8 protein-coding genes and 1 pseudogene are annotated in these 15,479 nt (G+C 36.9%); all 9 read left to right on the top strand.

The window, feature by feature from the left end; all coding sequences use genetic code 11:
• Window positions 1-10: 10 nt before the first annotated feature.
• The 9 genes and pseudogenes from DW036_RS16535 (at window position 11) to DW036_RS16485 (ending at window position 15,479) form a co-directional block, all read left to right on the top strand.
• Window positions 11-940, top strand: a complete 930-nt coding sequence (locus tag DW036_RS16535; protein ID WP_118465514.1) for a putative zinc-binding metallopeptidase — start codon at window positions 11-13, stop codon at window positions 938-940.
• Between the two features lie 8 nt (window positions 941-948).
• The gene (locus DW036_RS16530) at window positions 949-2,238 is read left to right on the top strand and encodes a DUF4302 domain-containing protein (protein WP_118465363.1); all 1,290 of its coding nucleotides are present in this window, start codon (window positions 949-951) and stop codon (window positions 2,236-2,238) included.
• A 417-nt stretch (window positions 2,239-2,655) separates the two neighbouring features.
• Window positions 2,656-3,818 (top strand): annotated as a pseudogene (locus DW036_RS16520) (IS4 family transposase).
• A gap of 635 nt (window positions 3,819-4,453) precedes the next feature.
• Window positions 4,454-7,225: a TonB-dependent receptor gene (locus DW036_RS16510; protein ID WP_255421316.1), complete on the top strand. Its 2,772-nt coding sequence runs from the start codon at window positions 4,454-4,456 to the stop codon at window positions 7,223-7,225.
• A gap of 31 nt (window positions 7,226-7,256) precedes the next feature.
• Window positions 7,257-8,699 carry a RagB/SusD family nutrient uptake outer membrane protein gene (locus tag DW036_RS16505; protein ID WP_118465361.1) on the top strand — a complete coding sequence of 481 codons (1,443 nt, stop codon included), beginning with the start codon at window positions 7,257-7,259 and terminating at the stop codon, window positions 8,697-8,699.
• 19 nt (window positions 8,700-8,718) lie between these two features.
• Complete coding sequence (locus DW036_RS16500; RefSeq protein WP_022391682.1) at window positions 8,719-9,603, top strand: Calx-beta domain-containing protein; 885 nt, start codon at window positions 8,719-8,721, stop codon at window positions 9,601-9,603.
• 73 nt (window positions 9,604-9,676) lie between these two features.
• A complete protein-coding gene (locus DW036_RS16495; RefSeq protein WP_233560465.1) occupies window positions 9,677-11,467 on the top strand; it encodes a M6 family metalloprotease domain-containing protein in 1,791 nt (596 codons plus the stop codon).
• Between the two features lie 7 nt (window positions 11,468-11,474).
• The gene (locus DW036_RS16490; protein ID WP_118465359.1) at window positions 11,475-12,119 is read left to right on the top strand and encodes a hypothetical protein; all 645 of its coding nucleotides are present in this window, start codon (window positions 11,475-11,477) and stop codon (window positions 12,117-12,119) included.
• Between the two features lie 387 nt (window positions 12,120-12,506).
• Window positions 12,507-15,479 (top strand): TonB-dependent receptor, encoded by a 2,973-nt coding sequence (locus DW036_RS16485; protein WP_118465358.1) that lies wholly within the window; start codon window positions 12,507-12,509, stop codon window positions 15,477-15,479.

Raw genomic sequence — 15,479 nt, 5'->3', positions numbered from 1 at the left:
TGAAATGATTATGAAATATATAAAACTATTTTTATTGATTACATTCACTTTGTGCTTAGGGGCTTGCAGTGAAGATGATCTTGACTCAAAGAGTATTTTTGATACGGAAGAGCCGGAAATGAATGAATTCGACAATTGGCTGATGAAGAACTATGTAAAGCCTTATAATATCAGTTTTAATTATAGATATGATGACAAGGAATCGAACATGGAGTTTAACCTGGTTCCTGCAGACTACGATAAGTCTATAGCTTTGGCCAAAATGATGAAATATGTCTGGATTGATGTTTATAAAGAAGTAGCTGGTGATGAATTCGTCAAAACGTATTGTCCACGAGTGATGCAGTTGTTTGGTTCTCCGGCGTACTATCCTAACACTGGCAGTATTGTGATGGGTACCGCCGAAGGAGGAATAAAGGTGACATTGTATAATGTAAACGTAATTGATATTGAGCATCCGTATATTGATATCAATAGTCCATTTCCTGATAAGAGTGGCAGTACAACAGATTTGAATTATTGGTTTTTCCAAACAATGCACCATGAGTTTACCCACATTTTGCAGCAAAAGAAAAACTATGATACAGATTTCAATTTAATTTCTGCCGGTAATTATAGAGCTACGGACTGGATTAATCTGAAAGATTCTGATGCACCTAAATCCGGTTTTGTATCTGGATATGCGAGTAAGGAAGCAAATGAGGATTTTGCAGAAATTCTTTCTGTTTACATAACTCGCACAGAAGCTGCTTGGCAAAAGTTATTAGCAGCCGGAGTTGTTGGTGAAGATGAATCTGGTAAACAGGCCATCCTTGATAAGTTGGAAATTATAAGAGAATATTTAAAAGGTAGTTGGCAAATAGATATTGATGAGTTACGTAAAGTCGTTACCCGTCGCTCCGCAGAAGTAGCTACTCTTGATTTAACAACACTTAATTAGAAAGTAATATGAAAAAAATATTTAATTTATTATTTATATCGCTTGCCGTCGCTCTTTATTCATCCTGCACACCGGAAGAGGACGATTTATTTAATGATTCTTCTGCCAATCGTATTGAAGCGACACTAAAGGCTGATAAAGAGGTATTGACAAGTGCCAAGAATGGTTGGTTGATGGAGTACTACCCTTCCGCAAACCTAACTTATGGAGGTTATAATATATTAGTTTCATTTGCAGAAGATGGTACAGTACAAGTAGCAAGTGATATATATGATGCTGAAGCAAAGATTGCCAGTACGTATGTATTAAAGCAAAGTGCCGGTCCGGTATTGAGTTTTGACACCCACAATGAAATTATGCACTTTTTCTCAGATCCACATAATCCTGGAGGAATAGGCAGTGATGGAAAAGGTATGGAAGGAGATTTTGAGTTTACTATTATGGAGGCCACTAAGGATAAGGTGATACTAAAAGGAAAGAAGAATCTTACCAAAATCATAATGACTCCATTGGCTGAAACAGTTGCATGGAAAGATTTCTTGCAAGGTGTTCAGGATGCAGATGAAGTGTTTTCTCAATTCATAGCTTATAAATATACAGAAGGAGATTTTAAAGCGGATGTTACAGTTTCATATAGAAACCTTGCAATAACTTATACGGAAGGTGATAATGATGTTACAGTAGAAGTACCATACATTATAACGACTGAAGGAAATATTAAATTCCGTGAGCCAGTGGTTTTGAATGGCAAGTCAATTGAGGAATTGAAATATCAGCCTGATGAAAAGTATGGTACCTTTTCTCCGACAAATGGTGTAAATGCCCTCTTTACTCCAACTTTCCCACTTAATTATCTTTTGCTCAACAATGACTGGTATTTTGCAATGAGTGGATTAGGAGATCCTCAAGCTATTGCTAGGTGGAATGCTATAAAAACTCAAGTAATGCCCGCATTAGGGCTCCCTTTGGATTATGCATTATTTACACCATACGATGCCACAACTACCGCTTTTTATTGGAGTTGTGGCGGTACGGCAGGATTCTTGCTTTTCAATAACAAAACTGCGGGCGACAATCAGGTGAACTTTACGTTTGCTTCCAGAGGTAATAATTTTGGAGTTACTTTATGGAATGATTATAATTGGAGCTATATGGTTTATCCATTTAATGGAAAGACTTTCACTTTGTCTGCCGACAGTGATGAAAATCCTACTGTAATAACAATGACAGATAATTCTAACTCTAAGAATACAATCAAATTATATAAAGAGGAAATATTAGATCCATTCAATAAGTAGAGACTTCTACCTTATAAAGTATACTTGGGTATGTTACCCAAAGTGTTTTTAATTAAAGTGTTTTTAAGAAGGTGCCTGTGGAGGTGCCTTCTTTTTTAGTACATCCAACATGAGCGTACGCTATAGGAGTATAAGTCCCGAATGAGCCCTAATAGTGGGGAGCCAATAACAGGGGAGCCATAGTGATGTACTGATAAAGGTCTATATAGTTCTTGATGTCTGCAAAGCCTACTAGCTCTTTGTCTATAAAAATAATATTCGCTTCCGATATCTTTTCTTTTATTATATCTGATCATTGCTGTCCCATTAAAATCTAAAATAGTTCTTTGAAATATTTGAAATTTAGTTAGTTACAGATGTTTTTCGATTAAACGGATTTCGATTTGCACCTTTGCTTCTCTAAAAGGAGATTTGCAAATGCATAAAGATAAATACGTTTTCGCTCAACTAGTGTCATTCTTGGATAGGAATAAGTTCAACTATATTGTACGCAAGTATGATGGCGACAAATATGTGAAGCACTTCACTTGCTGGAATCAACTACTTGCTTTGATGTTTGGTCAACTTTCTAATTGTGAAAGTCTGCGAGATTTAATAGTTGCGCTTGAAGCCCATCATTCCAAATGTTATCATTTAGGAATGGGCAAAAACGTATCAAAGTCATCGCTGGCACGAGCAAATCAAGATAGAGACTATCATATCTTTGAAGAATACTCTTACTACCTGGTTGGTGAAGCACGACAAAAGCGTGTTAATCATATTTTCAAACTTGGCGGTAACGTTTATGCCTTCGATTCGACAACTGTTGACCTGTGCCTTTCAGTCTTTTGGTGGGCTAAATTCCGCAAGAAGAAAGGTGGTATCAAAGTGCATACATTATATGATGTAGAAACGCAGATTCCTGCATTCTTTCATATCACGGAAGCATCCATACACGATTCTAAAGTTATGATTGAAGTTCCTTATGAACCAGACTCTTATTACATCTTTGACCGCGGTTACAACAACTTCAAGATGCTGTATAAGATTCATCAGATTGAAGCCTACTTCGTTGTCAGAGCAAAAAAAATCTCCAGTACAAATCCATCAAATGGAAACGTAGGCTGCCTAAGAATGTGTTTTCAGACGCAAGCGTACTTCTGACTGGATTCTATCCTAAACAATATTATCCAGAGCCAATTAGGCTGGTTAAATATTGGGATGAAGAACAAAAAAGAGAGTTCATATTCATAACCAATGCGATGCATATATCTGCACTTCAAGTTGCCGAACTTTATAAAAATCGCTGGCAGGTAGAGCTGTTTTTCAAATGGCTCAAGCAGCATCTTAAAATCAAACGATTTTGGGGTACTACAGAGAACGCTGTTCGAATACAGATATATGCTGCAATATGTACTTACTGTTTGGTGGCAATCATTCAACACGATATGAAACTGGATAGAAGTACATACGAAGTGCTACAAATATTGAGTATCTCATTGACTGATAAAACTCATCTGAGAGACCTCTTTGATAAAACTAAATTTCAAAATGACAAAGAACGATTAGGACCAAATGGGCCAAGTTTATTTAATTTTTAATTTGTCCCAGTTTTAATGGGATACTAGTGATATCTGATATTTGTAAAAGAATATAGTTCTTACCTATTCTATACTGACCGATTATCACTTTTATTAATCCTTTCCAATAAATGGTTCTATTCTATTGGTGTATAGAGGGCGCGATATATAAGTTTTCATATTCAATCATTAGTGTCCCATTAAAATCGGGATACTAATGAGAATATGTAATAAAGATAAATCTGAGACTTTTAAAAAGGTAAGTTTTTTGATCTTAAGATTGTTTTGTTGATAAATAATCTATACGTAAAATGCGAAGAATACTTTTATAAGATGTTCTTCGCATTTTTGTATAGATATATTATAGACATAAGTAAATTATCTTGCATAAAATAACAATATAGCAACTTGAGACTAATTATAAATGTTTCAGAAATAGAATTGTCAATAGGTATGCATTTGTTTATCAACTGGTTATATCTTATCACAGAGCAATATTGGGTAGAACGTTATTAAGCATGAATGTAATGAATGTATATATATACATCTAATTATCAGCGTAATATATAAATATACCTTCCTAATAGATAGTTCCTGTCAAGTATGTATATCGTTGATGTACAGTATGTTATTTTAGTGGTAGTTCTGCGAAGACTTTGCAGGTTTCGTATATTGGTATGCAGACACAAGAAGTGGCAATTAAACACAATCTAAAGATCGTGCTTAAGGCAGATGCTGCTATGCTTGATGAAGTAGTAGTAGTGGCTTATGGTGCTGCAAAAAAGAGCTCATTGACCGGTTCTGTTGAAATAGTAAAAGCTGATCAGTTATCCAAAGTACCGGTAAATAGTGTAGACCAGGCATTGCAAGGTAAAGCAGCAGGTGTGCAAGTAACTGCTGCAACTGGACGTCCAGGTGCCAGTGCTAATATTAAGATTCGTGGTACAAGTTCTATCTCGGCCGGTAGTGATCCACTATTCGTAATCGATGGTGTACCTGTTTCTTCTGCAGATTTTGCAGCACTAAACTCGAATGATATTGAATATATGTCTGTATTGAAGGACGCATCTGCAACCGCGATATACGGTTCCAGGGGTTCTAATGGTGTTATTCTTATCACAACCAAGAAAGGTCAAAGTGGTAAAACTACAATTGACTTAAAAGCCATCTTTGGAATTTCCACCAGAACTTTATCTGATAGTGATTTTACAATGATGAACGCACAAGAAAAACTTACTTATGAACGTCAGCTAGGTATTGGCCGCGGTTCATCTGGTGGAGCTAATGGTGGAGCAATGACTGATGCTGAAATTGCTGCTGTTCAGAACACAAACTGGGCTGATGAAATTTTCCGTACTGGTACTACACAATCTTATGAATTGAATGTGGCAGGAGGTACTGATGCAACTCGTTTCTATTTGTCAGGTCAATATTTTGATCAGGATGCTATAGTACCCGGTTCTTATCTTAGAAGAAGTACATTGCGTGCTAATCTTGAGCATAAGATTAAAGATGTGGTGAAAATTGGCTTTAATTCTTCTGCTGGTATTTCCAAGGAAGGTTTATTGAGAACAGACCGTAATGCTTTAAATCCGTTCAACTATATATTTAATGCTAATCCTTATGATGCTCCTTATAACGAAGATGGTAGCTACAATACTGATATGAAAGTTGCTGGTAATCAAATTAATATCTTCGAGAATATTGCTAATAATCCTTCAAGCTTAAGTAAACTTAAAATTATTGCAGCTTTCAATTTGGAATGGAGAATTTGGGATCAACTCAAATATACAACGGTAGCGGGTATAGACTTTACCCAATATCAAAACTACCAATTTAATAAGCCCGAATCTCAGTTATCACAGATTTTAGGTTCGCCTTATGGATATCGCAACGACCGTATCCAGCAACGCTCTACTTGGGTGTGGACGAATATGTTGAGTTATGACAAAACCTTTAATGAAGTTCATGCTATAAAAGCCGCTGCTGCAATGGAGGCTCAATCCAGTCATTACCGTACATTAACTGCCTCTGTTAGTGGCTTTGCTACTGGCAAATTGGATGCAATTTCCGTTGGAGCTACAGATAAAGATGTGGCTGGAAATACCACTGACTGGAGAATGCTTTCGTATTTGGCAACAGCTGGTTATACTTATGACAGTAAATACATTATTGATGCAGCTATTCGTTGGGACGGTTCTTCACGCTTTGGAGCAGATAACCAATATGGTATGTTCTGGGCTGTAGGTTTAGGTTGGAACATGGAACGTGAATCATTCTTGCAAGATGTAAGCTGGCTTACTCGTTTGAAAGTACGTGGTAGTGTAGGTACCAGTGGTAATAATAATATTGGTGATTATGCGGCACAAGGAGTATATGGTTATGGTAGCTATAATGGTGCATCAACTGCTTATCCTGCGCGCTTACCGAATCCTAATCTGTCTTGGGAAAAGAGTATGCAAGCATCTGTGGGTTTGGATGCATCTTTGTTCGACTCACGCTTAAACGTTACATTTGATGTTTATCAACGTAAAACAACCGATTTATTACTTTCAACTCGTTTGTCTATGACTTCAGGTTTTTCAAGTCGTATTGATAATGTTGGTGAATTAATGAATAAGGGATATGAATTTTCTATCAATGGTGACCTCATTAGAACAAATGATTGGAAACTAACTTTAAACGGAATGATTTCTCAAAATAAGAATGAAATCAAGAAGCTATACAAAGGAAATGATATTTCTATTGGTTGGAATAACTTGATTAAAGAAGGTTATCCTATCAATATCTACAAAATGGTACGTTGGGCTGGAGTAAATCCTGCTAATGGTGATGCGTTGTATTATACTGCAGATGGTAAAATTACCAATACATACAATTCAAATGACGCTGTCGTTTTGGATGGTAAGACTCCTGATCCGAAATATTTTGGTTCATTCGGTGCAAATCTTTCGTATAAAGGATGGGAATTAGCCGCTGATTTCTACTTCTCTGGTGGAAACTATATTTATAATCATATCCGTTTCTTTACGGAAAGTGATGGAGCACAGTATGGTAACAATCAAGATAAAAGCATGCTGTATGATCAATGGAAAAATCCGGGAGATATAACCAATGTACCTAAACAAAGCATAAACAATAGCTCTTATCAGTCTACCAGATATTTGGAAGATGCATCTTATTTGCGCTTGAGAAATTTGACCTTGGCATATACTTTCCCAAAACAATGGCTTAAGGTAGCCCATGTAGAGAAGTTGCGACTTTTTGCACAAGGTTTGAATCTGTTTACTGTAACAGGATTTAAAGGACTTGACCCTGAGGTAGGTGATTCACCAGCAGGTACAGGTACAGGTGCCACAGGTGGTGTGCTTGACTTTAGCTACCCGGCTTCCAGAACAATCATGTTCGGTATTGAAATAGGTTTCTAATTATTTATGAATTTCAAAAAAAGACACTCGTATGAAATTAATTAAAAAAACAATAATACCAGCAGTTGCTCTTTTTAGTTTGTCATTGACCGGATGTTCTGGTTTCTTGGATACCACTCCTCATGATTCTCTAAATAGCGACAATGCACTAGAGTCTATACAAGACTTTGATAATACGACCAATAGTGTATATGAATCAATTCGGTCGGCATCTTATACTACAGAATTTATGTTGATGGTGCCGGATGTTATGTCTGATAATCTAACGTTGAATCGTGATGGACGCTTGATTTACAATGAGTTTGCCGATTTTAAATTTTATGCCGACACATATGGAGTGACAGGAATGTGGTCTGCTGCTTATAATGGTATTTTAGGTGCTAATGAAGTTATTACCCGTCTGGATGGCATGGAAACAGCTGAAGCAGACAAAAAATTAGCTGCCAACCTACTGGCCGAATGTCTTGCTTTACGTGGCATGATACATTTTGACTTGGTACGTTTATATGGTAGAAACTATCAGCAAGCTTCTGATAGCGATTTAGGAGTTACCTATAAAAAAGATACGGAAACCACTTTTCCGGCACGTAATACTGTGAAAGAAGTATATACATGGCTGGTGGAAGATTTGGAAAGAGCAAAAGGGTTGATGACTGATGATTATAATACTAAAATCAATTATCGCTTGAATAAGAAATCTGTTTGTGCTATCCTGGCGCGCGTGTATCTGACGATGGGTGAAAATCAATTGGCTGTAACAAATGCAACAGCGGCTATTGCAGGTGATGGTTCTGATATGGCAGATACTCAAGGTTTCAGTAAAGTATATACTACCAGTATGGCAGTTCCTGAAGTCTTATTCCGCATAGCACTTAAATCAGATGATGGAATTTTGCCTGGTAACAGCTGGGGACAGGGTGCTACAACCAGTTATGTAGGTAATTATTCTGTTTCTTGCGGATTAAGAGAACTGTATTCAACAACTGACTGTCGTAATTCTGTTATCAAAATGGTTACCAGCGAAAGTGGTGATTGTAATATGGTATGGAAGTGGGCTAATGGTGGTGCTTCTGCTGGTCTGGTTGATATTCCTCTTATACGTACTGCCGAAATGTACTTGACCCGTGCAGAAGCTAATTACAATTTGAAGCAATATGCTCCTGCTTTAGCAGACTTGAATATTGTACGCTCAAAACGTTATTCAGATTATGAAGAAGGTAATGAAAGTGGTGAGAGCCTGGAAAAAGCAATCCAATTACAAAGACGTTTAGAATTGGCATTTGAGGGGCACCGCTTCTTTGACCTGAAACGTAGACATGAAGATGTAGAACGTGACGGTTTAGGTTTCCTAGCAGATGGTACTGGTGCTCCCGCTGGTGCTCAGGAAGTATCAGCTGATAGTCCTTACTATCTCTTACCTATTCCACAAAGTGAAATAGATGCTAATGAGAATATGGTTCAAAACAAGTATTAATTTCTAAAAACGGAAACAAATGAAAAAATTGACATATTTAATATTGGCTGCCGGATTGTTGTTTGCTTTTGCCGCATGCGATGATAACGAACCGCAATCGTTCAGAGCGGCAGACTCTAATGCAAGCTTTCCGACTACGACAGCTTCTGTAGACGAGAATGCTACCGAACCGCTCGAAATTCCCCTTGCTTTAGCAGGGATTAAAGGCAGTGGAAAGGTAATAGTAACCCTTACGGCTTCTTCTGAAGGAGAAAGTAATCCAGCTATTGAAGGGACTGACTTTGTTATTGAAAACAAAGAAATAGTTTTCGAAGATGGTTGTGGAATACAAAATGTAATTGTACGACCGATAGATAATGATATTTTTACCGGAAAGAAAACTTTTAGAATTATAATCTCAGCAACATCTCCTAAATTATTGGAATCTGCACAGAATAGTGTTCTTGTTACGATTGTCGATGATGAACATCCATGGGCAGCTATAATCGGAACCCATAATATGACCGGTATTTCTGCTTTCGATGAAGTTACTCCGGTTAGTGTTCCGGCTTTAATTACTGCTTCCGATGAAGATACTAACGTGTTGAATGTAGACTTTGGTTATGGAACTCTTGCGAAGATGAGTGTGGAAGAAGTTGATGGTGAAATTGTAGTTACAATGAAAGATAACCAATACATAGGTCCGATGCCTAAACCTACAGGTGCATGGAATCGGTACTTCAGAGCTACCCACGTAGAAGGCGAAGACTTGTATACCATGGGTGCTTTAGTCGGAATCTTTGATAATGGAGTGATCACATTTGAATATGGATTTGGATTCCAGGCAATTCATCCAACCACAGGTGCATCTGGTGGCTTCTTTACCTTACTAATGGATGGCGTTATATCTACGAAAGTAAATTAAATCCTTCCCTATAGTCATTTAAAATAAGGTCACCTATTGTTAGGGTGACCTTATTTTGTTTAAAATCAATGATATGATAAAGAAAAGATTACTCTTGATTTGTTTCTGGTGCAACATCTTCTGCTGGATGTATGCTGCTCCTTTTAGCTTTCTTGAAACAACAGTTACTCAACCTGATGGAAGTCAATTAACGCTATACGCTTCAGGGGATGAGTTTTACCATTGGGTGCATGACAAAGATGGTTATACTGTATTGCAAGGAGAAGATGGTTACTGCTATTATGCTGAAAAAAATGATATGGGAGAATTGATTCCTTCACCGTTTTTAGTAGGAAAAACATCGATAACTGATACGGAGCTCAAACCTTGGTTGAAAATTTCCAAAGAAAAATATGATGTTCGTCGTGAACGTTTGCAACCTTTATCACGGACAAGGGGAATGTTTCAACCTCAATACGCTTCTCATAAAAAGCCTCTGAATAATATTGTAATATTTATATCTTTTCAGGATGCTACTACTTTCTCAAAAAAGAGAAGTGTATACGACAGTCGTTTTAACAGTACTACCTCTTCTACAGGTTCTCTTAAAGATTATTACTTAGAAGTTTCTTATGATAATTTGACTATCCAGTCTCATTTCTTTCCACATGCTGATTTAGAAGCTAATAATGTAGGATATGTAGATTTTCATAACAGAGGTTTCTACCGGGCTTATAATGCAACGACTAATCCGGATGGATATAAAACTAGTGAAGAGTCTACAATGAGAGAACATAATCTTGTTCAGAATGCAGTTGATGCAATGAGAAGTATTATTGAACAAGAGTTTACTCCAGATGAAATAGATAATGATAATGACGGATATGTTGATAATATCTGTTTTGTTATTCAGGGAAATAGTGACGGATGGAGTGATCTATTATGGGCACATCGTTGGTCGCTTTATACAAAAGAATGCTATATACATGGCAAGCGTGTAATGGATTATGTTTTTCAACCGGAAAACCAAGTAACCGTTAATACCCTCTGCCATGAAATGTTTCATGCCTTAGGGGCTCCGGACTTATATCATTATAGTGAAGAAAGTAAAAGTCTAGACCCTGTTGGTGCTTGGGATTTAATGAATAGTGGCTGGTGCCATATGGGAGCCTACATGAAGTGGATGTATGCAGGTAAAAGTTGGATTACTGAAATTCCGGAAATTACAACCACTGGTAGATATTCATTGGTTCCCCTTTCTCAAGGCCCAGATAACTCTTGTTACAAAATAAATTCATCCAATGCGAATGAATACTATGTTTTGGAATATAGAAAGAAAGAAGGAAAATACGAAAAGAACATTCCAAGATCCGGTTTATTAATTTATAGAATCAATACAACTGTATCTAATGGTAACCGGAATGGTCCTCCTGATGAGGTCTATATCTATCGCCCTTATGGTTCCTTAGTTGAAAATGGTTTTCTAGATGAAGCTGCTTATCAAACAAACGCTGGAGCAGTTATGACGGATAAAACTTATCCGAAACCTTTCTTATCTGATGATAGTGATGGAGGATTACGTATCACAAACTTAGTTGTTGAGAATGATAAACTTAGTTTTGATATTAATATCACTACTACAGGTGTTGAATCAGAACAAGAAACAAGTTCTTTCAAAATATATCTGGAAAGCAAAACGTTAATAATTCATTCCAATGAGTTAATTAAGGATATCGTTATTACAGACCTCTCTGGAAGAGGTGTTATGAAATGGGATAATATAACTCAACCAATATCATTGCAACAGCTTTCTTCTGGAGTCTATATTGTTTCTGTTACTTTAGCTAATGATACGACGTATCAACAAAAAATCATTTTAAAATAATAATAGTATGGCGTCTATTTCTAATAAGATAATTGTATTGTGCTGCTGCTTTGTAAGCACTACTTTTGTTTGGGGGCAAAATGGTAAACATTTTGTTTTTCCCGAATATCAAGAAGGGCAGATTGTTTATAAAAACAAGAAAGTTAACAAAGTAGAGTTGAATTATAACAAGGCAACTGAAGAAATGATCTATCCTGGTTCTGACGGTAAGAAAATGGCTCTTCATCCTATTGACCAAATTGATACTATCTATTTTGAAAAGAGGAGTTTTATTCCTTCAGGAAATAGTTTTGAAGAAGTTTTATTGTCAGGAAAGTATCCTTTGTATGCATCCTATCACTGTCGTTTGAGTATTGGTGCTCAAAATATTGGTTATGGTAGTTCTTCTACAACGGCTATTGATAATATTTCCTCTCTTAATACGGGTGGAGAAATGTATCAGTTGAAATTACCAGAAAATTATAAAGTGGAACCATATACTATATACACCATAGAAATAAATGGAAAACGTGAGCGTTTTAGGAGAATAAAAGAAGTTATAAAAATATTCCCTGAACGAAAGAAAGAAATCATGAATTTTCAGAAAAAGAATAAGTTGAAGAATGATAACGAGGGGATTATCCAGTTAATTCAATATATTTCTTCTCTGTGATTTAGTTGGTTCTGATAGAAATAGTGGACTTTACAATAAATAAATTACACATAAAGCGGGAGGCATATTCTAAATGATATGCTTCCCGTTTTTGTTTTTGATTACAGCTATATAGATAATTATTTTCAAACAATATGCTATTTAAAAGACTTTTAGTTGCAATTTAATAATGCAAATTACGACTATACATCTATTTATATATTTAATAATTAGTAAGTTAGATTTATTATTAGGATATATGCGGTAGATCATGATGATAATCATATTAATATATATGTCTTATAATCAATATAATATTATATACAAATATTCGAATTTTGAGTTCTTTCTATTTTGGTAAATCTCTGATAACCAATTAAATAATCGTGTTGTAGTCCTGCGAAGACTTTGCAGATTTCGTACATTGGAATGCAAGCACAAGAAGTGGGTATTAAACCTACTGTGAAGGTTATTATGAAGTCTGATGCTGAGATGCTTGACGAAGTAATGGTGGTTGCTTATGGTACCGCAAAAAAATCTCAGTTTACGGGATCTGCTTCTACTATTAAAGCTGATAAAATAGCAGAGCGTCAGGTTTCCAATATATCGAATGCACTTTCGGGACAGGTGGCCGGTGTACAGACTACAAGTGGTAATGGGCAGCCGGGTACAGGGTCTACTGTACGTATTCGTGGTGTTGGTTCTTTGTCTGCAAGTAACAATCCGTTGTATGTAGTGGATGGTGTTCCTTATGATGGTGATATTTCAGCTATCAACTCACAAGATATTGAGAGTTTGACGGTATTAAAGGATGCTGCTTCTAATGCATTGTATGGTGCACGTGGTGCCAATGGTGTAATTTTGGTGACTACTAAAAAAGGAGCTACGGGAAAAGCAACTGTAAATCTGGATGCTAAGTGGGGTACTAACCGTCGCGGTGTGTCTAACTATGACGTTATGACTTCTTCTCAGGAATATGTGGAGAACTACTACACAGCAATGTTGAATGGCTATGCTGGTGGAGATCCCAATAGAGTATTGTCTAATGGAATGACTGGTAATCAGTATATTAATTCATTACTGTTTTCTAAGGATGGTTTGGGATACCCTGTTTACACAGTGCCTAATGGTGAGGGATATATAGGTGTAGACGGTAAACTTAATCCGAATGCTAAGCTTGGTCGGGTGTATGGAGATTACTATATTACTCCTGATGATTGGGAGAAAGAACTGCTTGATAATGGTAACTTACGTCAGGAATATAACGTAAACATTAGTGGTTCTACTGAAAAAATGAACTATTATATGTCAGCCGGCTATCTGGATGACAGCGGTCTCATCCCGGGCTCTTCATTCTCTCGTCTTTCGTTCCGATTGAAAGCCGACTACCAGGTGAAGGAGTGGTTGAAAGTAGGTGCTAATGTTGCTTACTCTAATATTGTGAGCCGTTATCCTGATGAACAAACTACTTCAGGAAGCTCTACCAACTTATTTTATATAACTAATAATATTGCTCCTATCTATCCTTTGTATATCCGTAATGCAGATGGAAGTATCAGGAAAGACTCTCGCGGCTTTACAATGTATGACTATGGTAATGGTATGTATACAGATGGTACTACAGCTTTGAACCGTCCATTCCTTTCTCAATCTAATCCGGCATCTGCTTTGCAGTTGGATAAGAATGAGTATAATATGGATATCTTGAGTGGACGTGCTTTTGTAGAAGTATCTATTATCGAAGGATTGAAAGCAACTGCTAATTGGGGTATGGATCTGGATAATACGCGTTACACTGAATTGATCAACCCTTACTACGGACAGTATGCTGGTAATACCGGTGGTGTGGTAGGCGTTTCTCACAGTCGTGTATTCAGTATTAACCAACAGTATTTACTGACTTATAAGAAGAACTTCGGTGACCATAACATTGATTTGCTGGCAGGTTTTGAATCTTATGATTATAAAAATCAATCATTGTCCGGTAGCAAACAAAAAGTCTACAACCCGACTATTGTAGAATTGAATAATGCTATTAATACTCCGAGTACAAACTCCAGTACTGCTAATTATGCTACAGCAGGTTTTTTGTTCCGTGCTCAATATGACTATCTGGAAAAATACTTTGCAAGCGCTTCTTTCCGTCGCGATGCTTCTTCACGTTTCCATCCTGATAATCGCTGGGGTAACTTCTGGTCTGTTGGTTTAGGTTGGTTGATGAATAAAGAATCATTCCTGCAGCATGTATCTTGGATTGACATGTTGAAGTTCAAAATCAGTTATGGTGCACAGGGTAATGACAATATTGGTAATTACTATGCTTATCTGGATCAATATACGGTTTCTAACAGTAATAATGATTTTGCCTTAGCTCTTTCTTATAAAGGTAATAAAGATATCACTTGGGAAACTTCTCACAGTTTCAACACAGGCTTTGACTTTGAGTTTTTTAAAGGACGTTTGAGCGGTACTGTTGAATACTTCAGTCGTAAGACTACCGATATGTTGTACAATAAACCAATGAACGCTTCTGCCGGTTATGCCAGTATTCCAATGAATGTGGGTTCTATGACTAATAAAGGTGTTGAATTGGATTTGAACGGATTATTGATTGATACAAATGATTTGACCTGGCGCTTGAATTTTAACTTGACTCATTTCAAAAACACCATTAATGAACTGGATCCTTCATTGAATGGTGAGATGATCAGTGGTAGCTATATTTATCGTGAGGGTGAATCCAGATATCAATTCTATCTGCGTAAGTATGCAGGTGTAGATGAAAATGGAGTCGCACAATACTACAAGGATATTACGGATGCGGAAGGCAATGTAACCGGACAAGAAAAAACTACGGATGCTCCGAATGCTACCCGTTATGCAACCGGCGATATTCTGCCGAAAGTATATGGTGGTTTTGGAACGAGCTTGAATGCGTATGGATTTGATTTCTCTATCTCTTTTGCTTATCAGTTGGGTGGACGTATGTACGACAATGGTTATGCATCTTTGATGAATTCAGGTACCGATCCTGGTCAAAACTGGCATAAGGATATCTTGAAAGCCTGGACTGCTGATAATAAAGGCTCTAATATACCTCGTCTGAGTGCAACGGACCAGTATGCCAACTATTTGTCTGATCGTTTCCTTACTAAGTCTGACTATTTGAGTATCAATAGCATAACGTTGGGATATACTTTGCCAAAAAGCTGGGTGCGTTCATTGAGTATTAGTTCATTGCGTGTTTATATGTCAGCTGACAATGTTGCTCTGTTCAGTAAGCGTAAAGGTTTCGACCCTCGTCAGAGCTATACAACTGCCAGTGCAGACGTATATTCTCCTATCCGTGCTATTTCGGGAGGTTTATCACTTTCATTTTAA

It is taken from the genome of Bacteroides sp. AF39-11AC, from assembly GCF_003474285.1.
Classification (GTDB): domain Bacteria; phylum Bacteroidota; class Bacteroidia; order Bacteroidales; family Bacteroidaceae; genus Bacteroides.
The sequence above is the reverse complement of the archived record's forward strand: the minus strand, read 5'-3'. Positions and strand labels throughout refer to the sequence as shown.

Excerpts from the sequence above, each read along its gene's own strand:
- DW036_RS16495 (WP_233560465.1), top strand. The coding sequence starts at position 9,677 with ATGATAAAGAAAAGATTACTCTTGATTTGTTTCTGGTGCAACATCTTC.
- DW036_RS16535 (WP_118465514.1), top strand. The coding sequence starts at position 11 with ATGAAATATATAAAACTATTTTTATTGATTACATTCACTTTGTGCTTA.
- DW036_RS16505 (WP_118465361.1), top strand. The coding sequence starts at position 7,257 with ATGAAATTAATTAAAAAAACAATAATACCAGCAGTTGCTCTTTTTAGT.
- DW036_RS16490 (WP_118465359.1), top strand. The coding sequence starts at position 11,475 with ATGGCGTCTATTTCTAATAAGATAATTGTATTGTGCTGCTGCTTTGTA.
- DW036_RS16530 (WP_118465363.1), top strand. The coding sequence starts at position 949 with ATGAAAAAAATATTTAATTTATTATTTATATCGCTTGCCGTCGCTCTT.
- DW036_RS16500 (WP_022391682.1), top strand. The coding sequence starts at position 8,719 with ATGAAAAAATTGACATATTTAATATTGGCTGCCGGATTGTTGTTTGCT.